Annotated in this window: 24 protein-coding genes and 1 pseudogene; 16 read left to right on the forward strand and 9 right to left on the reverse strand. The window is 68.6% G+C overall.

The features are described from left to right. Positions 1-93: 93 nt before the first annotated feature. The 9 genes from ileS to ASD34_RS02545 all read left to right on the forward strand — a co-directional run bounded on the left by ileS (position 94) and on the right by ASD34_RS02545 (position 10,996). Positions 94-2,943: an isoleucine--tRNA ligase gene (gene ileS, locus ASD34_RS02505; RefSeq protein ID WP_056572472.1), complete on the forward strand. Its 2,850-nt coding sequence runs from the start codon at positions 94-96 to the stop codon at positions 2,941-2,943. Then, complete coding sequence (lspA, locus tag ASD34_RS02510) at positions 2,943-3,458, forward strand: signal peptidase II (protein WP_056572330.1); 516 nt, start codon at positions 2,943-2,945, stop codon at positions 3,456-3,458. The genes ileS and lspA overlap by 1 nt, the downstream gene beginning before the upstream one ends. 165 nt (positions 3,459-3,623) lie before the next feature. After that, positions 3,624-4,643, forward strand: a complete 1,020-nt coding sequence (locus tag ASD34_RS02515; protein WP_056572332.1) for a LacI family DNA-binding transcriptional regulator — start codon at positions 3,624-3,626, stop codon at positions 4,641-4,643. Between the two features lie 28 nt (positions 4,644-4,671). Further along, on the forward strand, positions 4,672-5,685 hold the full coding sequence (locus ASD34_RS02520) for an ABC transporter substrate-binding protein (protein WP_056572333.1): 1,014 nt from the start codon (positions 4,672-4,674) through the stop codon (positions 5,683-5,685). A 16-nt stretch (positions 5,686-5,701) separates the two neighbouring features. After that, on the forward strand, positions 5,702-6,538 hold the full coding sequence (locus ASD34_RS02525) for an ABC transporter permease (RefSeq protein WP_056572335.1): 837 nt from the start codon (positions 5,702-5,704) through the stop codon (positions 6,536-6,538). Then, entirely contained in the window at positions 6,538-7,341 is an 804-nt protein-coding gene (locus ASD34_RS02530; protein WP_056572337.1) for an ABC transporter permease, read from the forward strand. The genes ASD34_RS02525 and ASD34_RS02530 overlap by 1 nt, the downstream gene beginning before the upstream one ends. After that, positions 7,331-8,404, forward strand: a complete 1,074-nt coding sequence (locus ASD34_RS02535; protein ID WP_056572340.1) for an ABC transporter ATP-binding protein — start codon at positions 7,331-7,333, stop codon at positions 8,402-8,404. Before ASD34_RS02530 ends, ASD34_RS02535 begins: the two co-directional genes overlap by 11 nt. Further along, positions 8,401-9,261: a phosphodiesterase gene (locus ASD34_RS02540; protein ID WP_056572341.1), complete on the forward strand. Its 861-nt coding sequence runs from the start codon at positions 8,401-8,403 to the stop codon at positions 9,259-9,261. The genes ASD34_RS02535 and ASD34_RS02540 overlap by 4 nt, the downstream gene beginning before the upstream one ends. A gap of 73 nt (positions 9,262-9,334) precedes the next feature. Next, positions 9,335-10,996, forward strand: a complete 1,662-nt coding sequence (locus tag ASD34_RS02545) for a Na/Pi cotransporter family protein (RefSeq protein WP_056572347.1) — start codon at positions 9,335-9,337, stop codon at positions 10,994-10,996. A 132-nt stretch (positions 10,997-11,128) separates the two neighbouring features. Here the strand turns inward: ASD34_RS02545 and ASD34_RS02550 are convergent, their stop codons facing one another. From ASD34_RS02550 to ycaC, 3 genes are all read right to left on the reverse strand, one after another. Beyond that, positions 11,129-11,725: an NADPH-dependent FMN reductase gene (locus ASD34_RS02550; protein WP_056572349.1), complete on the reverse strand. Its 597-nt coding sequence runs from the start codon at positions 11,723-11,725 to the stop codon at positions 11,129-11,131. A gap of 91 nt (positions 11,726-11,816) precedes the next feature. Then, on the reverse strand, positions 11,817-12,506 hold the full coding sequence (locus tag ASD34_RS02555) for an isochorismatase family protein (RefSeq protein WP_056572351.1): 690 nt from the start codon (positions 12,504-12,506) through the stop codon (positions 11,817-11,819). A 7-nt stretch (positions 12,507-12,513) separates the two neighbouring features. Then, positions 12,514-13,140, reverse strand: coding sequence for an isochorismate family cysteine hydrolase YcaC (gene ycaC, locus ASD34_RS02560; RefSeq protein ID WP_056572353.1), 627 nt, complete (start codon positions 13,138-13,140; stop codon positions 12,514-12,516). 120 nt (positions 13,141-13,260) lie between these two features. On the opposite strand from ycaC, the gene ASD34_RS02565 reads away from it, so the two are divergent. From ASD34_RS02565 to ASD34_RS02580, 4 genes are all read left to right on the forward strand, one after another. Then, positions 13,261-13,716, forward strand: a complete 456-nt coding sequence (locus ASD34_RS02565) for a hypothetical protein (protein ID WP_235509942.1) — start codon at positions 13,261-13,263, stop codon at positions 13,714-13,716. A 181-nt stretch (positions 13,717-13,897) separates the two neighbouring features. Then, on the forward strand, positions 13,898-14,596 hold the full coding sequence (locus ASD34_RS02570; RefSeq protein ID WP_056572355.1) for a Bax inhibitor-1/YccA family protein: 699 nt from the start codon (positions 13,898-13,900) through the stop codon (positions 14,594-14,596). 31 nt (positions 14,597-14,627) lie between these two features. Next, positions 14,628-15,173: an Rrf2 family transcriptional regulator gene (locus ASD34_RS02575; RefSeq protein WP_056572357.1), complete on the forward strand. Its 546-nt coding sequence runs from the start codon at positions 14,628-14,630 to the stop codon at positions 15,171-15,173. A gap of 113 nt (positions 15,174-15,286) precedes the next feature. Further along, positions 15,287-15,733 carry a universal stress protein gene (locus tag ASD34_RS02580; protein WP_056572359.1) on the forward strand — a complete coding sequence of 149 codons (447 nt, stop codon included), beginning with the start codon at positions 15,287-15,289 and terminating at the stop codon, positions 15,731-15,733. Positions 15,734-15,767: 34 nt separating this feature from the next. Here ASD34_RS02580 and ASD34_RS27370 read toward each other — a convergent pair whose 3' ends face one another. The 4 genes and pseudogenes from ASD34_RS27370 to ASD34_RS02595 form a co-directional block, all read right to left on the reverse strand. After that, positions 15,768-16,196, reverse strand: coding sequence for a hypothetical protein (locus tag ASD34_RS27370; protein ID WP_157609604.1), 429 nt, complete (start codon positions 16,194-16,196; stop codon positions 15,768-15,770). Positions 16,197-16,237: 41 nt separating this feature from the next. Next, positions 16,238-16,735 carry a GNAT family N-acetyltransferase gene (locus ASD34_RS27805; protein ID WP_235509953.1) on the reverse strand — a complete coding sequence of 166 codons (498 nt, stop codon included), beginning with the start codon at positions 16,733-16,735 and terminating at the stop codon, positions 16,238-16,240. Between the two features lie 15 nt (positions 16,736-16,750). Then, positions 16,751-17,323 (reverse strand): annotated as a pseudogene (locus ASD34_RS28030) (HD domain-containing protein); the annotation flags it as partial. Positions 17,324-17,390: 67 nt separating this feature from the next. Next, positions 17,391-17,978 carry a hemerythrin domain-containing protein gene (locus ASD34_RS02595; RefSeq protein WP_056572363.1) on the reverse strand — a complete coding sequence of 196 codons (588 nt, stop codon included), beginning with the start codon at positions 17,976-17,978 and terminating at the stop codon, positions 17,391-17,393. A gap of 153 nt (positions 17,979-18,131) precedes the next feature. Here ASD34_RS02595 and ASD34_RS02600 point away from each other — a divergent pair, with 153 nt between their 5' ends. Then, the gene (locus tag ASD34_RS02600) at positions 18,132-18,644 is read left to right on the forward strand and encodes a universal stress protein (RefSeq protein WP_056572366.1); all 513 of its coding nucleotides are present in this window, start codon (positions 18,132-18,134) and stop codon (positions 18,642-18,644) included. An 82-nt stretch (positions 18,645-18,726) separates the two neighbouring features. Here the strand turns inward: ASD34_RS02600 and ASD34_RS02605 are convergent, their stop codons facing one another. Next, complete coding sequence (locus ASD34_RS02605) at positions 18,727-19,911, reverse strand: fatty acid desaturase (protein ID WP_056572369.1); 1,185 nt, start codon at positions 19,909-19,911, stop codon at positions 18,727-18,729. A gap of 180 nt (positions 19,912-20,091) precedes the next feature. Between ASD34_RS02605 and ASD34_RS02610 the strand changes: the two genes are divergently transcribed. Further along, positions 20,092-20,820 (forward strand): winged helix-turn-helix domain-containing protein, encoded by a 729-nt coding sequence (locus ASD34_RS02610; RefSeq protein ID WP_056572372.1) that lies wholly within the window; start codon positions 20,092-20,094, stop codon positions 20,818-20,820. Further along, on the forward strand, positions 20,813-22,936 hold the full coding sequence (locus ASD34_RS02615) for a PAS domain S-box protein (protein WP_056572375.1): 2,124 nt from the start codon (positions 20,813-20,815) through the stop codon (positions 22,934-22,936). The genes ASD34_RS02610 and ASD34_RS02615 overlap by 8 nt, the downstream gene beginning before the upstream one ends. On the opposite strand, the gene ASD34_RS02620 is transcribed toward ASD34_RS02615, so the two are convergent. Next, on the reverse strand, positions 22,930-23,691 hold the full coding sequence (locus ASD34_RS02620) for a Crp/Fnr family transcriptional regulator (RefSeq protein ID WP_056572377.1): 762 nt from the start codon (positions 23,689-23,691) through the stop codon (positions 22,930-22,932). The genes ASD34_RS02615 and ASD34_RS02620 overlap by 7 nt on opposite strands. Positions 23,692-23,872 lie beyond the last annotated feature (181 nt).

Here is a 23,872-nt window from a genome sequence, read left to right on the forward strand (position 1 = left end):
AAGCTCAGGGCGAACGGCTATATCTTCCGCACCGACCGCTCAATGCAGTTCGGGCTGAGCCTGTCGAAGCCCCTCTGTTTCGCCGCACCCAACATGTCTGACGCTGCTTCCCCCAAAGATTACCGTTCCACGCTGAACCTGCCCGACACCCCCTTCCCGATGCGCGGCGACCTGCCCAAGCGCGAACCGGGCTGGGTGAAGGAATGGAACGACGAAGGCCGCTACCACCGCCTGCGCGACGCCCGCCACGGCGCGCCCAAGTTCATCCTGCACGACGGCCCGCCGTACGCCAACGGCCAGATCCACATGGGCCACGCGGTGAACAAGATCCTCAAGGACATGATCACCAAGGCGCGCCAGCTCGAAGGCTTCGACGCGCTGTACGTGCCCGGCTGGGACTGCCACGGCCTGCCGATCGAGAACGCCATCGAAAAGCAGTTCGGCCGCAACCTGAGCCGCGACGAGATGCAGGCCAAGAGCCGCGCCTACGCCACGGAGCAGATCGCCCAGCAGATGGTCGACTTCCAGCGCCTGGGCGTGCTGGGCGAATGGGACCACCCCTACAAGACGATGGACTTCGCCAATGAAGCCGGCGAACTGCGCGCCTTCAAGCGCGTGATCGAACGCGGCTTCGTGTACCGGGGCCTGAAGCCCGTGTACTGGTGCTTCGACTGCGGCTCCTCGCTGGCCGAGTTCGAGATCGAATACGCCGACAAGAAGAGCCAGACCATCGACGTGGCCTTCAAGGCGCACGAGCGCGAGAAGGTGCTCAAGGCCTTCGGCACCGACCACACGATCCTCGGAGACATCTTCGCCGTGATCTGGACCACCACCGCGTGGACCATCCCGGCCAACCAGGCGATCAACCTCAACCCCGAGCTGGAGTACTCGCTGGTCGACACCGAGCGGGGCCTCTTGATCCTGGCCAACTCGCTGGTCGAGATGTGCATGACGCGCTACGCGCTCGACGGCAAGGTGCTGGCCACCGTCAAGGGCGAGGCCCTGGGCGGGCTCGAATTCGAGCACCCGCTGTACGACGTCGATGCGGGCTACCAGCGCCTGTCGCCCATCTACCTGGCCGACTACGCCACCGCCACCGACGGCACCGGCCTCGTGCACTCTTCGCCCGCCTACGGCGTGGACGACTTCAACTCCTGCATCGCCCACGGCGTGGCGTACGACGACATCCTGAACCCGGTGCAGGGCAACGGCAGCTACGCGCCCGACTTCCCCCTGTTCGGCGGCCAGAACATCTGGAAGGCCGTGCCGGTGATCATCGCCGCGCTGCGCGACGCCAACCGCCTGCTGACCACCGAGACCATCACCCACAGCTACCCGCACTGCTGGCGCCACAAGACGCCGGTGATCTACCGCGCGGCCGCGCAGTGGTTCGTGCGCATGGACGAGGGCGAAGGTGTGTTCACAAAGGACAAGGCACCCAAGACGCTGCGCCAGACCGCGCTCGACGCCATCGAGCAGACCAGCTTCTATCCCGAGAACGGCAAGGCCCGCCTGCACGACATGATCGCCGGCCGGCCCGACTGGTGCATCAGCCGTCAGCGCAGCTGGGGCGTGCCGATCCCGTTCTTCCTGCACAAGGATTCGGGCGAGCTGCACCCGCGCACCATGGAAATCCTCGACCAGGCTGCCGACATCGTCGAGAAGGGCGGCATCGAGGCCTGGAGCCGCGTCACCGTCGAAGACATCCTGGGCGCGGAAGACGCACCGAGCTACACCAAGAGCACCGACATCCTCGAGGTGTGGTTCGATTCGGGCTCGACCTTCTCGCACGTGCTGCGCGGCACGCACCCCAACGTGCACCACGAGACCGGCCCCGAGGCCGACCTGTACCTCGAAGGCCACGACCAGCACCGCGGATGGTTCCACTCGTCGCTGCTGATCGCCTGCATGCTGGAAGACCGCGCACCGTACAAGGGCCTGCTCACGCACGGCTTCACGGTGGATGCCAAGGGCATCAAGATGAGCAAGTCGCTCAAGAACGGCATCGACCCGCAGGAAATCAGCAACAAGCTGGGCTCGGAAATCATCCGCCTGTGGGTGGCCGCGAGCGACTACTCGGGCGACATCGCGGGCGACGACAAGATCCTCGCGCGCGTCGTCGACGCCTACCGCCGCATCCGCAACACGCTGCGCTTTTTGCTCGCGAACACCAGCGACTTCAACATCGCAAAAGACGCGGTGCCACTCGACCAGCTGTTCGAGATCGACCGCTATGCGCTCTCGCGTGCGGCGCAGTTCCAGGCCGAGATCCTCGCGCACTACCAGGTGTACGAATTCCATCCGGTGGTGGCCAAGCTGCAGATCTACTGCTCGGAAGATCTGGGCGGCTTCTACCTCGACATCCTGAAGGACCGCCTCTACACGACGGCCCCGGGCTCGCTGGCGCGCCGCAGCGCGCAGACGGCGCTGTGGCACATCTCGCAGGCGATGCTGCGCTGGATGGCGCCGTTCCTGAGCTTCACGGCCGAAGAGGCCTGGAAGATCGTGGGCACCGGCAAGCCGGGCGAGTCGATCTTCACGCAGACCTACAGCCAGTTCGCCGCACCCGACGAGGCACTGCTCGCCAAGTGGAGCCGCATCCGCGAGATCCGCGACGGCGTCAACAAGGACATCGAGGCGGTGCGCGCCGAAGGCAAGGTCGGCTCCTCGCTGCAGGCCACCCTGCAGCTGAACGCACCGGCCGACGACCTCGCGCTGCTGGGCTCGCTGGGCGACGACCTGAAGTTCGTGTTCATCGCCTCGGCGGTGGCACTGGCGGCGGGCGACACGCTGTCGACCGTGGTCACGCCGAGCACCGCGCCCAAGTGCGAACGCTGCTGGCACTACCGCGAAGACGTGGGCCACGACCCGGCGCATCCGACCCTGTGCGGCCGCTGCACGAGCAACCTGTTCGGCGCGGGCGAATCGCGCAGCGTGGCCTGATGGCGACCGCACGTTCCGCTTCGTCGGCCTCGCGTTCGCGCGGGGCCGGCATCTGGCCCTGGCTCGGGCTGGCGGCGATCATCGTGATCATCGACCAGTTCACCAAGACGCTGATCCTGGGCTACTACAAGCTCGGCGACGCGACCTACGTGACGAGCTTCTTCAACGTCGTGCGCGCGCACAACACGGGCGCCGCCTTCTCGTTCCTGGCCGACCACTCGGGCTGGCAGCGCTGGTTCTTCACGGCCATCGGCGTGGCGGCGGCGATCTTCATCGTCTGGATGTTGAAGTCGCACGCGGGCCAGAAGCTCTTCTCGTTCGCGATGGCCTGCATCCTGGGTGGCGCCATCGGCAACGTGGTCGACCGCATGATGCACGGCTACGTCGTCGATTTCCTGAGCTTCCACTGGGGCAACTGGTACTTCCCGGCGTTCAACGCGGCGGACAGCGCCATCACGCTCGGGGCGATCTGCCTCATCGTCGACGAGATCCGGCGGGTGCGCCGGGGCAAGTAAGCCAGTTCTCGAGACCACAGGGGCCCACGGGCCCCTTTTTCTTTGGGCCGCGTGCTGCGCCGGCGGCCCCGGGGTTCTCCCCACTTCCCTGCCCTGTCATCGCGAAGTCATACTGCGCCGGCCCAATGTAATCGATTACATGAACCCCACCACGGACCCCGCACGATGAGCATCCAAGCCGTAGCCGCCCAGGCCGGGGTCTCCGTGGCCACGGTCTCGCGCGCCTTCAATTTCCCCGACAAGGTGACGCCGGCCACGCGCGAACTGGTCGAGCGCGTGGCGCGCGAGCTCAACTACCTGCCCAACGCCAGCGCCCGCACCTTGCGCACCCAGCGCAGCCGCACGCTCGGCGTGGTGCTGCCCACGCTGCTGAACCCGACCTTCGCCGAATGCCTGCAGGGCATTGCGCGCGCGGCTGTGGCGGGCGGCTACGCGATCCTGCCGGTCACCACGGGCTACCGGCTCGACGAGGAAGAACGCGCCGTCCAGCTGCTGCTGGCGGGCAACGTCGATGGGCTGATCCTTGTGGTGTCGAACCCGTCCACCTCGGCCGCGCTGCAGCGCCTGCAGGCCGCCGCCGTGCCCTACGTGCTGGCCTACAACCGGCACGCCGACCATCCCTGCGTGTCGGTCGACAGCGAAGGCGCGGTGGCCGATGCGGTCACGCGGCTCGTGCTGCTGGGCCACCGCCGCATCGCGATGGTCAGCGGCACGCTGGCCGCGTCGGACCGCGCGCAGCAGCGCTACCGCGGCTACCAGCGCGGCATGGCCGAGGCCGGCCTCGACGCGCCGCCGCTCATCGAAGTGCCCTTCGTCGAAACCGCCGTCGATGCGCTGTGCGCCGCGCTGCGCCCGCACCGCCGCCCCACCGCGCTGATCTGCTCGAACGACCTGCTCGCCATCCGCAGCATCCGCGCTGCGCACCTGAGCGGCCTGGCTGTGCCCGACGACCTCAGCGTGGTCGGCTTCGACGGCATCGCGCTCGGCGAAGACCTCACGCCCGCGCTCACCACCATCGCGCAGCCCAACAGCGACATCGGTCGCCACAGCGTCGAGCTGCTGGCGCAGGCGATCGCCGGTGGCCGCGCGCTGCAGGCCGGCGCGAGCCTGCTGCTGCCCCATGCCTTCCGAGACGGCGAGTCGTGCGCGAATGCGCGCGAAGACAACGACGCCGCAGTGTCCTGACCTCACCACCCCTCCCAGGAGTTCTTCCATGTCCCTACGCTTTCATCGATTCGCCCGCCTCGGCGTGCTGGCCGCCGCCCTCGTCGCCGCCGGCGGCGCCATGGCCCAGACCGCCATTTGCTACAACTGCCCGACCGAATGGGCCGACTGGGGCACCCAGCTCAAGGCCATCAAGGCCAGGACCGGCATCACCGTGCCGGCCGACAACAAGAACTCGGGCCAGTCGCTCGCTCAGCTGGTCGCCGAAAAGGCCAGCCCGGTGGCCGACGTCACCTACCTCGGCGTGACCTTCGCCGTGCAGGCCGCGAAAGACGGCGTGGTCGAGCCCTACAAGCCGGCCGCCTGGAAAGACATCCCCGACGGCCTGAAGGACCCCGCAGGCAACTGGTTCACCATCCACTCGGGCACGCTCGGCTTCATGGTCAACGTCGACGCGCTCAAGGGCAAGCCGGTGCCCAAGTCGTGGGCCGACCTGCTCAAGCCCGAGTACAAGGGCCTCATCGGTTATCTCGACCCGGCCTCGGCCTTCGTGGGCTACGTGGGTGCCGTGGCGGTGAACCAGGCGCGCGGCGGCACACTCGACAACTTCAAGCCGGCCATCGACTACTTCAAGGCACTGCAGAAGAACGAGCCCATCGTGCCCAAGCAGACCTCGTACGCCCGCGTGCTGTCGGGCGAGATCGCGATCCTGCTCGACTACGACTTCAACGCCTACCGCGCCAAGTACAAGGACAAGGCCAACGTCGCCTTCGTCATCCCGAGCGAAGGCACGCTGGCCGTGCCCTACGTGATGAGTCTGGTCGCCAAGGCCCCGCACGCAGCCGATGCGAAGAAGGTGCTCGACTTCACGCTGTCCGACGAAGGCCAGGCGATCTGGGCCAAGGCCTACCTGCGCCCGGTGCGCGCCAGCGCGATGCCCAAGGAGATCGAGGCGCAGTTCCTGCCCGCCAGCGATTACGCCCGGGCCAAGACCGTCGACTACGCCCGCATGGCCGAGTCGCAGCGCGCCTTCTCCGATCAATACCTGAAGGAAGTGCGCTGATCCGGCGCCGCGCGCGATGACACGCAGCACCACCACCTCCTCCAACGCCTGGAACCCGCGCTGGCGATTGCTGGCCTGCGTCGCGCCGGCGGCCGTCTTCTTCGCGGCCTTCTGGCTGCTGCCGGTGGTGCGCCTGCTCGCGCTGCCGGCCGACAAGGGCGCCGCCACCTACTTCGCAGTGCTGACCGATGCGCGCTACCTGCACAGCATGGCCAACACCGTCGCGCTGTCGGTGGCGGTGACGCTGGCCACGCTGGTGCTGGGCGCGGCGGTGGGCATCTACCTCGCGCGCCACGCCTTCCCGGGCAAGCGCATGCTGCTGTCGCTGCTCACGCTGCCGCTGTCGTTCCCGGGCGTGATCATCGGCTTCTTCGTCATCCTGCTCGGCGGGCGCCAGGGCGTGGTGGCCGACCTGAGCGACGCGCTGGTCGGCGAGCGCATCACCTTCGCCTACGGCCTGCTCGGCCTGTTCCTGGCGTACCTGTATTTCTCGCTGCCGCGCGCCATTGCCACCTATGCCGCGGCGGCCGAGTCGATGAACGCGCAGCTCGAGGAAGCCGCACGTTCGCTCGGCGCCTCGAAGCTGCGCGTGGCGCGCGACGTGTGGATGCCCGAGCTCGCGCCCACCACGCTGGCCTGCGGCGCCATTTTGTTCGCGACCTCGATGGGCGCCTTCGGCACGGCCTTCACGCTGGCCAGCAAGTTCGAGGTGATCCCCATCACCATCTACAACGAGTTCACCAACTACGCCAACTTCGCGCTCGCCGCGTCGCTGTCGATCTCGCTGGGCGTCGTGACCTGGCTGGTGCTCTTCGTGGCGCGCCGCTTCGGCGCCAACCCGGTCGCCCGATGATGAAGAAGACCCCTTCGCAACCCCGCGCCCCTTTCCTGCTCGCCATCACGGTGATCGTGAGCCTCTTCATGATCGCGCCGATGCTGCTGTCGGTGATGGCCGGCCTCGTCAACAACTACAGCGCGGGCCTGAAGAGCGGCCTCACGCTGCGCTGGCTCGGCGAGGTGTGGGAGAACTACGGCGGCACCGTCGGCTGGTCGCTCGCGCTGGCCGTGGCCTGCGTCGTGTGCACCGTGCTGATCGGCGTGCCCTGCGCCTACACGCTGGCACGCAGCCGCTCGCGCGCGGCGCGCATCTTCGAAGAGCTGCTGACCTTGCCGGTCGCGGTGCCGGGCCTGGCGACGGCGCTCGCGCTCATCCTCGCCTACGGCCAGCTCACGGCCTTCCGCCAGAGCTTCGCCTTCATCCTCGTGGGCCACATCGTCTTCACGCTGCCCTTCATGGTGCGCACTGTGAGCTCGGCCTTCCAGCGTGACGACCTGCTCGCGCTCGAAGAGGCCGCGCGCTCGCTGGGGGCGAACTTCCGCCAGCGCTTCATGGGCATCCTCGTGCCCGCCGTGTTCCCCGCGATCGTGGCCGGCAGCCTGATGGTGTTCACGCTGTCGGTGGGCGAGTTCAACCTGACGTGGATGCTGCACACGCCGCTCACGCGCACGCTGCCCGTGGGCCTGGCCGACAGCTATGCCTCGATGCGCATCGAGATCGGATCGGCCTACACGCTGGTCTTCTTCGCAGTGATCCTTCCCGTGCTGTGGGGCCTGCAATACCTTGCCAACCTGATGCAGAAACGCCATGGAACTTGAACGCATCCCCGTCGACATCTCGAACTGCGCGAAGACGTACGCCGACGGCACGCGCGGCCTGCAGCCCACCAGCCTCAAGGTCGAGGCCGGCGAGGTGCTCGCGCTGCTCGGCCCCTCGGGCTGCGGCAAGACCACGCTGCTGCGCCTCATCGCGGGGCTGGAAGCACCCGACGCCGGCAGCCGCATCGTGTTCGGCGACCAGGACGTCACGCAGCGCCCCGTCGAGCACCGCGGCGTGGGCATGGTGTTCCAGAGCTACGCGCTCTTTCCGCAGATGACGGTGGCGGCCAACATCGGCTATGGCCTGCGCATCCGCGGCGTGTCGCCCGATGAAGAGAAGCGTGCCGTGGGCGAACTGGTCGATCTCGTGCGCCTGGGTGGCCTGGAGAACAAGCGCCCCGCCGAACTCTCGGGCGGCCAGCGCCAGCGCGTGGCCCTGGCGCGCGCCGTGGCCGTGCGCCCGCGCGTGCTGCTGCTCGACGAGCCGCTGGCCGCGCTCGACGCCAAGCTCAAGGAATCGCTGCGCGACGAACTCGCCGAGTTGCTGCGCCGCCTGCACATCACGGCCATCCACGTCACGCACGACCAGCAGGAGGCGCTGGCCATCGCCGACCGGCTCGCGGTGATGCGCGCCGGGCGCATCGTGCAGGTCGGCCGCGGCGAAGACCTGTACCGCGCGCCCGCGCACCCCTTCGTGGCCGAGTTCCTGGGCCGGGTCAACCGGCTGGAGCGTGCGGCCGACGCCATCGCGCAAGGCGTTGTCCGACTCGGAGGCTCGTACCTGCCCTGCCCCGCGTCCTGGCAGCAGCATGCGACGCTGCTGGTGCGCCCCGAAGACATCGAAGTCGGCGTGCCCCCGCCCGACGACACAGCCGGCTGGGGCCGCGCCACCGTTGAACGCCGCACCTTCCTGGGCGACCGCGTGCAGTTGCACCTGCGCGTGCAGGACCAGCCCATGCTGGTGGCCGACGTGGGGCGCGACAACCCCTTCGGGCCGGGCGACGCGGTGGGCCTGCGCATTCCCGCCGAGCGCCTGATGACCTCGCAGGAAACCAGCGCATGACCACGACAACCGCGAACCCCCACACCTTCCTGGTCCAGCTGACCGACCTGCACATCCGCGAGCCCGGCCGGCTGGCCTATGGCCGCATCGACACCGCGCCGTACCTCGCGCGCGCCGTGCAGTCGGTGCTCGCGCTGCGCCAGCCACCCGACGCGGTGGTGATCACCGGCGACCTGACCGACTTCGGCCGCGCCGCCGAGTACGAGCACCTGGCCCGCCTGCTCGCGCCGCTGGCGATGCCTGTCTATCTGCTGCCCGGCAACCACGACGACCGCGACCAGTTGCGCCGCAGCTTCCCCGGCCACGCCTACCTGGGCACGGGCGCCGGCACGCACGGCTTCGTCCAGTACTCGGTGCGCGTGGGCGACCTGCGGCTGCTCACGCTCGACACCTGCGTGCCCGGCGCCAGCCACGGCACGCTGTGCGATAAACGCCTGGCCTGGCTCGAAGCCCAGCTCGACGCCTGCCGCCACGAGCCCGTGGTGGTCGCCATGCACCACCCGCCCTTCGAGACGCTGATCGGCCACATGGACGAGATCGGCCTGCTCGAGGGCGCCGACGCGCTCGAAGCCCTGCTGCGCCGCTACACGAACGTCGAGCGCGTGATCTGCGGCCACCTGCACCGTGCCATCGACGTGCGCTTCGGTGGCACCATCGCCTCGACCTCGCCCGCGCAGGCACACCAGGTCTGCCTCGACCTCGCACCCGACGCCGCCTCGGCCTGGACGCTGGAGCCGCCCGCCTTCCGCGTGCATGCCTGGTCCCCGGCCGGGCGCCGGCTCGTCACCCACCTGGCGGCCTGCGGGAGCTTCGAAGGCCCTTATCCTTTCCACGACAACGGAGCCCTGATCGACTGAAGCCGCTACTTGTGGAAAATGGGGCTGAAACGAACCAAAACGAAAACAAGAGAAAGGTCAGAACCCACCCTCCATGAAGCACCTCCTGAATCTGCTTGCGGCCGTCGCCCTGCTGGTGTGGGGCACGCACCTGGTGCGCACCGGCGTGCTGCGCGTCTTCGGCGCCAACCTGCGCAAGATCCTCGTGCAGAGCATGCGCAACCGCTTCACGGCCGCGCTCTCGGGCATCGGCGTCACGGCGCTCGTGCAGTCGAGCACGGCCACGTCGCTCATGACCTCCTCCTTCGTCGGGCAGGGCCTGGTGACGCTGCCGGCTGCACTCGCGGTGATGCGGGGCGCCGACATCGGCACGGCGCTGATCTCGGTGCTGTTCTCGGCCGACCTTTCGTGGCTCTCGCCGATGTTCATCTTCGTGGGGGTGGTGCTGTTCATCACGCGCTCGGCCACCGTGGCGGGCCGCGTGGGGCGGGTGCTGATCGGGCTGGGGCTGATGCTGCTGGCGCTGCAGCTGGTGGTTGCGGCCACCGAGCCGCTGTTTTCGTCGCCGGCCGTGCGCGCGCTGCTCGCGTCCATCACCAGCGACGTGCTGCTCGAAATCACCCTCGGCGCGGCGCTGGCCATCGTGGCCTATTCAAGCCTGGCGGTGGTGCTGCTGGTGGCGGCCATGGCGAGCTCGAACGTGGTACCGCTCGACGTGGCGCTGGGCCTCGTGCTCGGCGCCAACCTCGGCAGCGGGCTGCTCGCGGTGTTGACCACGGCCCGATCGGCCGTGTCGGTGCGGCAGGTGACGGTCGGCAACCTGCTGTTCAAGGCCCTCGGCGTCGCGCTGGTCACGCCGTTCGTCGGCCTGTGGATCCGCTACGTGCAGCCCGAGCTGCCGAACCAGACGCATGGCGTGGTGCTGTTCCACCTGGCATTCAACGTGGTGATCAGCATCGGCTTCATCGGGCTCACGCAATGGGTTGCCAAGCTCGTGACACGCCTGCTGCCCGTGCCGCCGCAGCCCGTGGGCACGAGCCGGCCGCACCACCTCGATCCGTCGGCGCTGTCGACGCCCTCGCTCGCCATTTCGAATGCCGCGCGCGAGGCGCTGCACCAGGCCGACATCGTGGAGACCATGCTCATCGGCACGCTCGACGTGATCCGCAACAACGACCTGCGGCTGGCGCAGGAGCTGCGGCAGCTCGACGACACGGTGGACGAGCTGTACTCGGCGATCAAGTACTACATGACGCGCATCTCGCGCGAGGCGCTGGGCGAAGAGGAAAGCCGGCGCTGGACGGACATCATCAGCTTCACGATCAACATGGAGCAGATCGGCGACATCATCGAGCGCGTGATCATCGACATCGAGGACAAGAAGATCAAGCCGCAGCGCAACTTCTCGGCCGCGGGGATGGCGGAGATCGTGGAGCTGCATGGGCGGCTCATCGCCAACCTGCGATTGAGCATGAGCGTGTTCCTGAACGGCAATGTGCGGGATGCGCAGAAGCTCCTGGAAGAGAAGGCGCGGTTTCGTGATTTGGAGCGGGCGTATGCGACGACGCACCTGGACCGGTTGTCGGATCGAACGACGCTCAGCATCGAGACGAGTTCGCTGCACATCGACTTGATCAGCGATTTGAAGCGGATCAATTCGCATATCTGTTCGATTGCCTATCCGATTCTTGAATCGGCTGGGGCTTTGGCGCCTAGCCGGCTTCGTGAGTCTCGGTTGGGGAAGATCGAGGGCTGATCGTTTTTTCCCGGAGCCGGGTCTCGCCCGGGCGGGCGACCTGCTTTTCTTTGCTTCGCCAAAGAAAATACGTCGCGATGCGGATCGGGACGGCCGTTCGCGCGACCGCACGAACACCGCCCCTGCACGGCATCAACGGGGCGTAGGCAAGGCGGTGGCGAGCGCGGCCAGCGCCGCCACCACCTTGTGCACCGACTGCGCGGCGCGCGCGTCCTTCAGCGCACCGTCGGCATCGAAGGCCTCGTGCGCGCGCCCGAGCGCGAACTGCTGCGGCGCCACCAGCATCGCGAAGGCCATCTGCAGGTACTGGCGCAGGAAGTTCATCGAGCGCAGCGCGCCCAGCGGCCCGGGCGAGGCCGACAGCAGCGCGGCGGGCTTGTTGGCCGTGGCAGCCAGGCCGCCCGCGTGGCCATCGCCGGGCGGAATGCGCGAGAGCCAACTGAAGGCGTTGATGACCAGCGGCGTCGGAAAACCGTTGTACTCGGGCGTGACGAGCAGCACGCCGTCGCTCGCCGCGATGGCGCTGCGCAGTTCGTGCGCGCCGGCCGGCACGCCCGAGGCAGCCTCGAGGTCGCCGTCGTACACGGGCAGCGCCAGCGCGCGCAGGTCCATCTCCGTCACCTGCAGGCCCGCCGCGCGCGCGGTGGCCGCGGCCACGGCCGCCAACCGGCGGTTGAGCGAGCCGTCGCGGGCGCTGCCGGGAATGATCAGGATGCGGGGACTGTCCATGCGAGGCTCCTTGCCGTGCGTTGAAATAAAGGAAGGCCGCGCCACACTTGTCGCGTGCGGCGCGGCATCGGTCAGTGTCGCATCGAGGCGATCAGCTGCGCTGCGAATCCAGCGGCTCGCTGTTCGCCACGACTTCCTGCGCCTTCATGTAGCTCTCGATCAGCAGCTGGTACGGCGGGAACACGGCGCTGTAGGCCTCGGCCCATTGCGCGGCATCGTCGCGGTGCCAGGTCTTCTGCACTTCGGAGCACACGCCCGCGGTGTCGATCGGCACCACGCCGGCCTGCACCACGCGCGCCAGCGTGATCTCCTGCGCCATCTTCGAGTACGTGCCCGATGCATCGATCACCGCGAACACGCGGTAGCCCTCGTGCACCGCCGCGATGCTCGGGAAGGCCATGCACACGCTGGTGATGGTGCCGGCAATGATCAGCGTGCCGCGCCCGGTCGCCTTCACGGCGGCCACGAACTCGGGGTTGTCCCAGGCGTTGATCTCGCCCTTGCGCGCCACGTACTGCGCATGCGGCGCGTACCTGTGCACTTCGGGAATCAGCGGGCCGTTCGGGCCTTGCGGCACCGAGGCGGTGGTGATGACCGGGATCTTCGCCAGCGTCGCGACCTTGGCCAGCGTGGTGACGTTGGCGCGCAACTCGGTCATCGGCATGTCCTTCACGGTCTGGAACAGGCCGCTCTGGTGGTCGATGAGCAGCATCACGGCGTCTTCGGGGTCGATGACGGGCTTGGCGCCGTTGAAGTTGGCGACGTTGTTCGGTGCAGTCATGGCGTGCTCACTTTCCCTGGGTCAGCTGCGTGTAGCTGGTGATGAGGTTGCGGTAGTCGGGGATGTGGTTGGAGAACAGCGTGCCCAGGCCCTCGATGTCGTTGCGCCAGTCGCGGTGCAGCTCGCAGGCCACGCCGAACCAGGACATCAGCTGCGCGCCGGCGGCCGACATGCGGTCCCATGCGGCCTGGCGCGTCACGTCGTTGAAGGTGCCCGACGCATCGGTGACGACGAACACGTCGAAGCCCTCGGCCAGCGCCGACAGCGCCGGGAAGGCCACGCAGACCTCGGTAACCACGCCGGCGATCAGCAGCTGCTTCTTGCCCGTGGCCTTCACGGCCTTGACGAAGTCCTCGTTGTCCCAGGCGTTGATCTGGCCGGGGCGCGGGATGTAGGGCGCGTCGGGAAACTGCGCCTTCAGCTCGAGCACGAGCGGGCCGTTGGGGCCGTTCTCGAAGCTGGTGGTCAGCACCGTGGGCAGCTTGAAGTAGCTGGCGATGTCGGCCAGGGCCAGCACGTTGTTCTTGAACTTGTCGGGGTCGATGTCGCGCACCAGCGAGAGCAGGCCGGTCTGGTGATCGACCAGCAGCACGGCGACATCGTTCTTGTCGAGACGGGTGTAAGGCTTGGACATGGGAGGCTTTCTTTGCGAGGTTGAATGCCGGGGAAAAATGGCCCCGATGCATGACCGCCAGCGTAAAAGCGCGCCCTGAAGTCCGGTAGTCGGCGCACGTGGCCTGCAGCGTTCCACCCCGTGGACGATGGCAACACCCGTGCGTGGCGGTCGGATGAATTCGCGGCGGCCGGAACGATGCCGGCACGGCGGGTAAAATACCCCTACATGTCCCGCTGGTTTGCCGCTATCGTCCTCGCCTTCATGCTGTCCTGCTACGGCTTCGCTGTGCTCGCGCATGGACTGGTCGGCGGCCACCATGTGACGTCGTCGGGCGAACGCCAGACCGTCGCGACGCTCGCCGTGGCACTGGCCGATGGCGGCGACAAGGACGTCGGCAAGACCTCGTCCGAAGACCCGTCCGCCATGGACGAAGCCGGCTCCGAGCACGCCGAACTGCTCGACGCCCGCCCCCACGCACGCAACCTGCTGGTGCTCTCCGCGCAACCGCCGCGGCTCGGGTCCACCTCGGTGCTCTCAGCGCTGCTCGACCGGCCCAAGCGGCCACCCCGGCCCCACGCCCTCCTCGCCGCCTGAGGCCGCGCGGCGGCGAGCGAACGCCTGAGGACTGTTGCAGTCCGGGCGTTTGCGCTCATCCGATCCGGCCCGTCGCCTGTTTCGCGCGACGCCCCTGCCCCTTCTTTTTCGGCCGTCTGACGGCCCCGCCGCACGTGTCATGCGACCCGTCCAGCCCTCTCTCTTTTTTCAGGATTTTTCGATGAACTCCAGCCAATCGGCCTACCCCTCCAGCTTCGACGCACCGTTGGCCTCGGTCCAGGAACGCAACCGCGTTCTGCGCAACACCTACTGGCTGCTCGCGCTGTCGATGGTGCCCACCGTGCTGGGCGCCTGGCTCGGCGTGGCCACCGGCCTCACGCGCGCCATGTCGCCGGGCATCGGCCTCATGGTGTTCCTCGGTGGCGCCTTCGGCTTCATGTACGCCATCGAGAAGACCAAGAACTCCGCCGCCGGGGTGCCCGTGCTGCTGGCCTTCACCTTCTTCATGGGCCTGATGCTGTCGCGCCTGGTCGGCAGCGTGCTCGGCCTGTCCAACGGCGCCAGCCTGGTGATGACCGCCTTCGCCGGCACCGGCGGCATCTTCCTGGGCATGGCCATGCTCTCGACGGTCATCAAGCGCGACATCTCGGCCATGGGCAAGTGGCTCTTCGTGGGCGCCATCGGCCTGCTGGTGGTGGGCATCGCCAATGTCTTCATCCAGTCGAGCGCGCTGATGATGACGCTGTCGGTCGCCGCCATCGGCATCTTCTCGGCCTTCATCCTGCACGACCTGAAGCGCGTGAAGGACGGCCTCGACACCAACTACATCTCGGCCACGCTGGGCGTGTACCTGAGCCTCTACAACGTGTTCCAGTCGCTGCTGGCCCTACTGGGCATTGCCGGCGGCCGCGACGAGTAAGCGCGCCGGAACGACAAGACAAGGAAGCACCATGCGCCTCACCACCAAGGGCCGCTTCGCGGTCACCGCGATGATCGACATCGCCCTGCACGGCCGCTCGGGCCCCGTCACGCTGGCCTCGATCAGCCTGCGCCAGCAGGTTTCGCTCTCGTACCTGGAACTGCTGTTCGCCAAGCTGCGCCGCAACGGGCTGGTCGAATCCACCCGCGGCCCCGGCGGCGGCTACTCGCTCAGCCGCAAGGCCGCGGAGATCACGGTCGCCGACATCGTGCTCACCATCGAGGACCTGGGCGCCAGCAAGGCCCGCCCGCGTGCTGCCGGTTCGGACGACGAACCCGGCCGCTGCGAGATCGACGACCTGTGGGCCTCCGTGAACCTGCGCGCCGTCGAGTTCCTGCGCTCGATCTCGCTGCAGAGCCTGGTCGACGAACAGAAGGCCAAGGGCGTGCAGCCCGCCACCAGCGCAGCCGCACGCCGCCGAGCAGCCGTCGTCGGCACGCCGGTGCGCAAGCCCTTCGTGGTCGATGCGCCGAACTCGGTGTTCGCGCTGGGGCGTCGCCACAGCACGAGCAGCTGACGCGCAGACAGGACGCGCGGGTCACGCGCGGGCTTCGCCTTGAATGTGCGGTCCGCGCGGACTAGACTGGAATGGCAAAGGCACCCGCGGTGCCGGGGGCCAAGGAGCCTGCCATGTACAAGCGTGTTCTCGTCGCAACCGACGGCTCTTCGTTGTCGGACAAGGCGGTGGCCACGGCCATCGATCTCGCGCTGCTGACCGGCGCCGAACTGGTCAGCGTCAACGTCGCGCACATCCAGCCATACGGCTATTTCGAAGGTTCGATGCTGCTGAACCAGACGGATTTCGAAGCCAACCAGAAACACGTCGAGCAGGCGGCCCAGCGACTGGCCGATGCGGTGCGCGACACCGCGCTGGCCAAGGGCGTGCGCCGCGCCGACGCGGTGGTCATGAAGTCGAACCAGGTGGCCGAGGCCATCATCCAGACCGCCAAGAACCAGGACTGCGACCTCATCGTGATGGCTTCGCACGGACGCCGCAGCCTCGCGCGGCTGCTGATGGGCAGCGAGACGCTGCACGTGCTCACGCATTCGCACATTCCGGTGCTGGTGCTGCGCTGAACGATGAAGGCACCGCCGACGCGGTGCGCGGGGGTTATCGGGTCGCGGCCGACTCGACGGTTTCGACCACCGTGCGGCCGGCCGGCGCGCACGACGGCTCGGCATCGCGCCCGAAGCAACGCGCGGCCTGGGTGCGGGCCAGTGCTTCCTGCGCGTGGCGCGCCTCTGCGGAATCGACCTGGTAATCGAGCAACCATTTCATGAGCAGCAGCATCGCGATGGCCAGGCCCAGCGCCACGCCCAGCAGCGTGGTGCGCCAGTTGCGCGGACGCGCCGCGGTCGGCGCGCGGGCCGGTGCCCTGCTTTCCATCGCAGTGAAGCCCGCCAGGCTGCGGGACGCACTGCCGTCATGGATGCGGCGGCGGGGCGCCTGGGGGGTTGCGGAACGCGCAGACACCGAGCTCTGCGCGCGCTTCACGCGCGGCGCATGGGCGGTGTCCGATGGCAGGTGACGGGCAGGCATGGCGGGGCGATTATGAACGGCCTGTGCCTCCGGCCCGCGCGTCAGGCACCGACGCCAAACGCCGGGTCGTAGCGCACCTCGCCGACCGGCCATGTGCCGTGGAACGACACGGCCTGGAAGTACGCCGGCGGCACGCCCGGCAACACCAGGCCCGGCCGCACGACGAAGCCGAAGCGGCCATAGAAGGCCGGGTCGCCCAGGAGCACGCAGCCTTGCGCTTGGGCGTCGCACAGGCCCGCCAGCGCAGCGCCCATCAGCAGCCGGCCGATGCCCTGCCCCTGGCGCGCGGGGGCCACCGAGATCGGGCCCAGGCCATGCCAGCCGGTCGTGCCATCGGAAATGGCCACGGGCGACAGCGCGACATGGCCGACGATCTCGCCACCGTCTTCGACCACGAGCGACAGCGTGAGCCGATCGGCCGCACGCAAGGCGTCGACGATGAGATGCTCGGTGCCGGCGGCATGCGGTGCCTCGGCAAACGCGGCCACCGTCAATTGCCGGATGGCGGCCTCGTCGCCCGGTTGCTCGGGGCGAACCACCGGCCCCGACCCCGCCCGCCGCGCCGCCTCCACCTTCTTCTGCGTGTCGGCATCCACCAACGCCCGCATCGCGCGGAACAGCGGCCGGCTGCCGGTGTGCTTCTGGCCGTAGGCGAGGTTGAATTCGTAGTCGAAGTCCGGCGGGTTCGCGCCCTGGTTGTGCTGCAGCAACGTCTCGAGCTTGTCCAGCGCCTTCACCGCCTGGGCCTCGGGCGTTTCGGCCCTTTCGTACTCGTCCCACAGCGCCAGGATGCCAGCGCGCAGCGGCGCGTCGAGCGTGCGCGTGAGCAGTTGCAGGTCTTCGCGCTCCTGCGCGCTCTTGTCGGGATGCGCGCCTTGCGCGATGGCGGGAATGTCGCCATGGATAGCCTCGCCCAGGTCGTGCACCACGCACATCTTCAGCACCTTGAGCAGGTCGAGGTCGGCCAGCTCGTCCTCGAAGGCCATGGCCATCAGGCACAGGCGCCAGCTGTGCTCGGCCGTGCTCTCGGGGCGGCCCGAGGCGGTGTGCGCGCTGCGCAGCACGCTCTTGAGGCGCTCGGCCTCGCGAAGGAAGCCCAGCCTTCCCTTGATCTGATCGATGTCCATCTCGTCGTCTCGTTCGTCCTGACTCATTTTCAGGCCGAGCCTAAGCGATCCGGACGCAGGCCGCCCGTTACAGCGCCGGCCCCAGCCCGATCGGCGCAGGCACCACGTTGACGATGCGCGTGAACAGTGCGGCGTAGACCTCGTCGGGCGCGTTCTGGTCGGAGAACAGATCGCGGTTCTCGCCGAAGGCCGCGTCGAGCTCGCGCCAGTCGTCCTTGCCGAGCACGCGCTCGGCCAGCGGAAGGATCTCGCGCTCCTCCTGCGCCATGTGGTCCAGGTAGAAGCTCACGTACTCGTTCATCGCCCATTCAAAGGCCGCACGCCGCGGCTCGCCGAGCATCTCGAACGCGAGCAGCGCGTGCTCGACGTGGCGGATCTTGCGCTCGCCCCAGGCATGGTCGTTGTCGAGCTTGTCCATCAGGTCGCGCGAGATCGGCGTGCAGGCGCGCAGCCGGGGAAAGAGCAGCTCGGTCTCCTTCGGGTGGTGGCGCTTCTCGGGAAACTCGTCCACGTAGAACAGCATCGCGCGCAGCGTCGCGAAGTCGGGCATCGTGCCCTTGCGGCGGTGCTGGTCGAGCAGCATCACGATGGAACGCAGCATGGCCGCCAGCGCGGCGTGCTCCTGGCGAATGATCTTCACCGCGACATGGGTCATGAGAGGTCTCCTTTTTTCTTCGAAGGCCCAAGGGTCGCAAGCCCGGGGCCGTGCGGGCTTGCTCCAGATCAAGGTCCGTGCATGCGGCCAGGCACAGACTGGCACGGCATCTCCTCATTTCTTTCTTCAACGCACTCCTGGAGGTTCCACACCATGTACCAACACATCCTGGTTCCCGTCGACGGCAGTTCCACCTCCGGCGAAGGCCTGGCCGAAGCCATCCGCCTGGCCAGGCTCACCGGTGGGCGCCTGCGGCTCGTTCACATCCTCGACGAGCTCTCCTTCGCGCTCGGCATGGACGCCTACGCGGGCCATTCGGGCGACTGGCTCGAGGTGCTGCGCACCAATGCCGTGACGCTGCTTGAGAAGGCCCGCGCCCAGGCGCAGGCCGAAGGCGTCGAAGCCGACGTCGTGCTGCGCGACGGCTTCAAGGCCGGTGCGGTCCACGACCAGGTGGTGACCGAGGCCATCGCCTCGAAGGCCGACCTCATCGTGCTCGGCACGCACGGACGGCGCGGCCTGAGCCGCTGGGCCATGGGCAGCAACGCGGAGCACATCCTGCGCATGGCGCCGGTGCCGGTGCTGCTGATCCGCGCACCCGAGGTCGCAGCCAGGCAAGACCACGAGCGCTTCAGCCTGCCGGACGGACGCGTGGCGAACCAGTGAGTCTTGCGACCCGCGATCGCTCAAAAACAAAAAGCGCGGGCCGGTATTGCACCGGCCCGCGCTTTTTCCTTGCCGGAGCCTCTCAGGCGTAGGAACGCAACCGCACCGCGAAGGCCGCCAGCGGCGCGATGCCGCTGGCTTCGGCGCGTTCGCACCAGTCCTGCAGCCGCTTCACGAGCTGCTCGCCAGTGGCGCCCGAACGGCTCCACAGCGCGGTCAGCTCGCGCCGCATCGCGTACATGGTCTCCAAGGCTTGCGAGGCCACCAGCGCTTGCGTGAGTTGGGCATGGCGGGTGGGGTCGAGTGCTTTTTCTTCCTTGCCGAGCCAGGGCCGCGCGGCGCGCAGTGCGCGGGCCTGGCTGGGTGCGAGCGCATGCATGCGGGCCAGCTCTTCGGTGCAGGCCTGCTTCAGCGAGCGCGAGTAGTTCGACAGCACGTCGTAGTGGTGCCGGATCACCGCCTGCACCGTGAGCAGGTCGATGGTGGCGCGCGGCGCCGTGAGGCGCGGCTTCGGCGCCAGGTGCTTCACCTTCGCCAGCCCCAGCGCCTGCAGCGCGCGGATGTAGACCCAGCCGATGTCGAACTCGAACCACTTGTTCGACAGCTTGGCCGAGGTCGGGAACGCGTGGTGGTTGTTGTGCAGCTCCTCGCCCCCGATCAGCAGGCCGATGGGAAAGATGTTCGTGCTCGCGTCCGCCGCCGGCCAGTTGCGGTAGCCCCAGAAGTGGCCGATGCCGTTGACCACGCCGGCGGCCCAGAACGGAATCCACGCGATCTGCACGAGCAGCACCAGCGCGCCCGGCAGCACGCCGAACAGCGCCATGTCGATCAGGCCCATGCACGTGATGCCCAGCGTCTGGTAGCGCGTGTAGAGCCGGCGCTCGAGCCAGTCGTCGGGCGTGCCGTGGCCGTAGCGGCTCAGCGTTTCGGGGTTGCGCGCCTCGGCCACGTACAGCAGCACGCCGCCCCAGAGCACGCGCTTCAGACCCACCACCTGCGGGCTGTGCGGGTCCTCGGGCGTGTCGCACTTGGCGTGGTGCTTGCGGTGCACGGCGGCCCATTGCTTGGTGACCATGCCCGTCGTCAGCCAGAGCCAGAAGCGGAAGAAATGGCTGGCAATGGGGTGCAGGTCGAGCGCGCGGTGCGCCTGGTGGCGGTGCAGGAAGATGGTGACCGAGGCGATGGTGACGTGCGTCAGCGCCAATGCGGCCAGCAGCACGCCCCACCACGGGAGGTCGAGCGCGCCCGAGAAAAGAAAAGATGCCATGCGTACGTACCCTTCAGACACGGTGGACAGTGGCCGCGATTCTCGAAAGCACCCCGCCCGCAGGCCTTGCGCCAGATCAACGGCGCGCGCTGTGGCTGCCACGGCCGCGACTTGCGTGCTACGCTTCCCCGCGTCCTGCGCCCTCCCCGTGGCGCCGGCATTTTTTCTCCCAGCCCCCGCATGACTTCTGCCCCCCACATCGCGGTGCTCGACGACGAGGTCGGCATCACGCTGCTGCTGGCCAACTACCTGCAGGGCCACGGCTTTCGCGTCACCCAGATCCACGACGGTGCAGCGCTGCGGGCGCTCATGGCCGCCGACACGGCCGACCTCGTGCTGCTCGACCTCGGCCTGCCCGGCGAAGACGGCTTTTCCATTGCCCGCCACATCCGCGAGAACTGGCGCTGCGGCCTCGTGATCGTCACCGGCCGCGGCGATCCGGTCGACAAGGTGGTGGGCCTCGAAGTGGGCGCCGACGACTACGTGACCAAGCCCTTCGACCTGCGCGAGCTGGCGGCGCGCGTCAAGGCCGTGCTGCGCCGCCTGACGCCCGACGCGTCGGCGGCGACGGCCGCCGCGCCCCCACCGCCCGAACGCCTGCGCTTCGCGGGCTGGCGCCTGGACACCGCCGCGCGCAGCCTCAGCAACGCACAGGGCGAGGCCGTGCCGCTGACCACCGGCGAGTTCGACCTGCTGTGCGCCTTCGCGCGGCATCCGGGCCGCGTGCTCTCGCGCGATTTCCTGCTCGAGCAGACGCGCGGTCGCGAGGCCGCGCCCTTCGACCGCACGATCGACGTGCAGGTCGGCCGGCTGCGCAAGAAGATCGAGGCCAACGCCGACGATCCGCAGCTCATCAAGTCGGTGCGCGGCGCAGGCTACATCCTGGTGCCGCCGGTCACCCATGGCTGACGACCACGCGCCGCCCCAGGCACCCATCGCAGGCCTCCCCTTGGGCGTCGAGGAAGGCAGCGTGTTCCGTTCGCTGTTCGCCGCGTACCCCGATTCGCTGCTGGTGGTGGACCAGTCGGGCCGCATCGTGCTGGCCAACCCTTCGGCCGCAGCCATGCTCGGCTACGCGGCCGACGAGCTCGTGGGCCTGAGCGTCGAAGCGCTCGTGCCTGACAGCATCCGCCCGCGCCACGCGGCGTTTCGCGAAGCCTACGGCCGCGCGCCGCGCCCGCGCCCGATGGGCACCGACATGGAACTCGTCGCCAAGCGCAAGGACGGCAGCGAAGTCATGGTCGAGATCGCGCTGAGCCCGCTGCAGAACCAGGGCCTGCCCTTCGTGGTGGCGGCCATCCGCGACATCGGCGCCTACCCGCGCGTGAAGCAGGCGCTGCAGCGCGCGCGCTACAGCGAACATCTTGCGCAACTGGGCCGCCTGGCCGTCGACACGCGCGACCTGCAGGTGGTGCTGGCGCAGGTGCCCGACATCGTCGCGACCGCGCTGCAGGTCGAAATCGCGATGGTGTGGCTGCTCGATGGCAGCCAGCGCGAGTTCCGCCTCGCGAGCGGCGTAGGCCTGCTCACCGACGAGAGCGTTGGCCTGCGCATCGCCAACCGGCCCGACACGCAACCCGGCTACGTGCTCTCGCAAGGCCGCCCGGTCGTCGTGGCCGACTACCGCGAGGAGCGCCGCTTCGCCGTGCCGCCCGCGTACCTCGCGGCCGGGCTGGTCAGCGCGCTGGCCGTGCCGCTGTCCGACCGCGGCCGCGTGACCGGCATGCTGTCGGTGCGTGCCACGGCCGCACGGCGTTTCGGGGACGAGGAGATCCGCTTTCTCGAATCGGTAGCAAGCCTGCTGGCCACCAGCCTGCAGCGCGTGCAGACCGAAGAAGCACTGAACCACGCGCAGCGCCTGGAGAGCGTGGGCCAGCTCACCGGTGGCATCGCGCACGACTTCAACAACCTGCTGACCATCATCCAGGGCAACCTGCAGGTGCTCGAAGAGCTGCCGCAGCTCGCAGCCGACGGCTACGCGCAGCAGCTCGTGGCCGCCGCCGCGCGCGCCAGCCGGCGCGGCGCCGAACTCACCGGCAAGCTGCTGGCCTTCTCGCGGCGCCAGATGCTGCAGCCCGACGCGGTCGACGTGCGGCAGATGCTGCACTCGCTCACCGACATGCTGCGCCGCACGCTCGACCAGCGCATCCAGATCGAGATCGATGCCGCCGACCCCTGCCCCGCCGTGCGCGCCGACCCGGGCCAGCTCGAATCGGCGCTGCTGAACATCGCCATCAACGCACGCGACGCCATGCCCGAGGGCGGCCGCCTGCACTTCCGCGCCGAAGCCTGCGACGCCCTGCCCGCCACCGTGCGCCAGGAACTGAGCGACGCCGACGCCGGCCGCCGCTTCGTCGCGCTCTCCATCGCCGACAGCGGCACCGGCATGACCGAGGCGGTCATGGAGCACATCTTCGAGCCCTTCTTCACCACCAAGGACGCGGGGCGCGGCACCGGCCTGGGCCTGAGCACGGTGTACGGTTTCGTGAAGCAGTCGCGCGGCGCCATCGCCATCGACAGCAGGGTCAACGGCGGCACCACCGTGACGCTCTACCTGCCGCAGGTCGAGGCCGACGCGGCGAGTGCGGCGGCACCTGTCGATGAAGATCCCGTTGAGATCGAGGCCGAGGTCACGCTGGCACCGGGCCTGCGCGTGATGCTGGTCGAAGACGACGCCGAGGTGCGCCAGGTCGTCCACACCTTCCTGACCACGCTGGGCTGCGAGGTGGTGACCGCCGCCAACGCCGAGCAGGCCTTGCCCGCCATGGCGGCCGAGGCCACGCCCTTCGACCTGCTGCTGAGCGACATCGCACTGGGCCCCGGCATGCGAGGCACGCGGCTGGCCGCCGAAGCGGTGCAACGCCAACCGCGGCTTGCGGTGCTGCTGATGTCGGGCTTCTCGGCGGAGCTGCTCGACGCCGACCGCGAAGCGCCACCGGGCTGGGAGCTGCTGCGCAAGCCCTATTCGCGCCGCGAACTCGCGCGGGCGATGGCGCGGGCGCTGCTCAACGTCGCTTCTTACTGAAGCATCGCGGGCGCCGGCGCCAGGCAGCGCTGCACGAAGGCCGACAACGCGCCCACGTCGGGAATCTGCACCTCGCGCCGCCCCTTGGTGGCAAAGCCGATGACCTTGTCGCGCGCCAGGCGCGAGAGTGCGCGGCTCACGCTTTCGAGCGTCATGCCCAGGTAGTTGCCGATTTCGGCGCGCGTCATGCGCAGCGTGATCTCGTCGGTGCGCATGCCACGGTCGGCCAGCGACTCGGCCCAGTAGCGCAGGAAGTCGGCCACGCGCGCATCGGCCGGCAAGGTGCACACCGACATCAGCGAATCGCGGTCGTGCGCGATCTCGCGGCTCATCGCGGCATGCAGCATCTGCAGCAGCGCGGGGTGCGTGGCGCAGGCGGCCAGCAGCGATTCGTAGGGCACGACCCAGACCTCGCCCGTGTCCATCGCCACGGCGTCGCACACGTAGCGCTGGCCCGCGATGCCGTCGAAGCCCAGCCAGTCGCCGCGGAACTTCAGGCCCACCACCTGCTCGCGCCCATCGGCCGAGAGATTCACGATCTTGAAGAAGCCCGAGTTCAGGATGTAGAGGTTGCCGAAACGTTCGCCGGCCTGGTAGATCACGTCGCCCGTGTGCACCATGCGGCGCTGCGGTTGCAGCTGCTCGGCCAGCAGGCGCAGGCGCTCGGCCGTGCGGCGGCCCGCGTTTTCCTTGTGCACCGCTGCCGGAAGCGGCCGAAGCGGGAGGATGGGGTTGGGGCGGGCACTCGTGAGCATGGGGATTCCTCGGCGTTCTGTCTGTCTTGTGTGGCGTTGCCTGCGATCAGGCGATGTCTCGATGCTAGGAAGCGCGAGGCCCCGCAGTGACAACGGCCCGCATCGGTGCGTAACGTCGGGTGAATGCTCTGTGTCCGGCGTGTAACAGCGGGGCGGTCCTTGATGTGCGTCAAGGCGCGCG

The organism is Variovorax sp. Root473 (genome assembly GCF_001426505.1).
Taxonomy (GTDB): Bacteria; Pseudomonadota; Gammaproteobacteria; order Burkholderiales; family Burkholderiaceae_C; genus Variovorax.

Coding starts and splice junctions, on each gene's coding strand:
- ileS (WP_056572472.1), top strand. CDS start 94: ATGTCTGACGCTGCTTCCCCCAAAGATTACCGTTCCACGCTGAACCTG.
- ASD34_RS02575 (WP_056572357.1), top strand. CDS start 14,628: ATGCGCCTCACCACCAAGGGCCGCTTCGCGGTCACCGCGATGATCGAC.
- ASD34_RS02570 (WP_056572355.1), top strand. CDS start 13,898: ATGAACTCCAGCCAATCGGCCTACCCCTCCAGCTTCGACGCACCGTTG.
- ASD34_RS02530 (WP_056572337.1), top strand. CDS start 6,538: ATGAAGAAGACCCCTTCGCAACCCCGCGCCCCTTTCCTGCTCGCCATC.
- ASD34_RS02620 (WP_056572377.1), bottom strand. CDS start 23,691: ATGCTCACGAGTGCCCGCCCCAACCCCATCCTCCCGCTTCGGCCGCTT.
- lspA (WP_056572330.1), top strand. CDS start 2,943: ATGGCGACCGCACGTTCCGCTTCGTCGGCCTCGCGTTCGCGCGGGGCC.
- ASD34_RS02540 (WP_056572341.1), top strand. CDS start 8,401: ATGACCACGACAACCGCGAACCCCCACACCTTCCTGGTCCAGCTGACC.
- ASD34_RS02515 (WP_056572332.1), top strand. CDS start 3,624: ATGAGCATCCAAGCCGTAGCCGCCCAGGCCGGGGTCTCCGTGGCCACG.
- ASD34_RS02600 (WP_056572366.1), top strand. CDS start 18,132: ATGTACCAACACATCCTGGTTCCCGTCGACGGCAGTTCCACCTCCGGC.
- ASD34_RS02550 (WP_056572349.1), bottom strand. CDS start 11,725: ATGGACAGTCCCCGCATCCTGATCATTCCCGGCAGCGCCCGCGACGGC.
- ASD34_RS27370 (WP_157609604.1), bottom strand. CDS start 16,196: ATGCCTGCCCGTCACCTGCCATCGGACACCGCCCATGCGCCGCGCGTG.
- ASD34_RS02605 (WP_056572369.1), bottom strand. CDS start 19,911: ATGGCATCTTTTCTTTTCTCGGGCGCGCTCGACCTCCCGTGGTGGGGC.
- ASD34_RS02580 (WP_056572359.1), top strand. CDS start 15,287: ATGTACAAGCGTGTTCTCGTCGCAACCGACGGCTCTTCGTTGTCGGAC.
- ASD34_RS02545 (WP_056572347.1), top strand. CDS start 9,335: ATGAAGCACCTCCTGAATCTGCTTGCGGCCGTCGCCCTGCTGGTGTGG.
- ASD34_RS02525 (WP_056572335.1), top strand. CDS start 5,702: ATGACACGCAGCACCACCACCTCCTCCAACGCCTGGAACCCGCGCTGG.
- ASD34_RS02520 (WP_056572333.1), top strand. CDS start 4,672: ATGTCCCTACGCTTTCATCGATTCGCCCGCCTCGGCGTGCTGGCCGCC.
- ASD34_RS02610 (WP_056572372.1), top strand. CDS start 20,092: ATGACTTCTGCCCCCCACATCGCGGTGCTCGACGACGAGGTCGGCATC.
- ASD34_RS02555 (WP_056572351.1), bottom strand. CDS start 12,506: ATGACTGCACCGAACAACGTCGCCAACTTCAACGGCGCCAAGCCCGTC.
- ASD34_RS02595 (WP_056572363.1), bottom strand. CDS start 17,978: ATGACCCATGTCGCGGTGAAGATCATTCGCCAGGAGCACGCCGCGCTG.
- ASD34_RS02535 (WP_056572340.1), top strand. CDS start 7,331: ATGGAACTTGAACGCATCCCCGTCGACATCTCGAACTGCGCGAAGACG.
- ycaC (WP_056572353.1), bottom strand. CDS start 13,140: ATGTCCAAGCCTTACACCCGTCTCGACAAGAACGATGTCGCCGTGCTG.
- ASD34_RS02615 (WP_056572375.1), top strand. CDS start 20,813: ATGGCTGACGACCACGCGCCGCCCCAGGCACCCATCGCAGGCCTCCCC.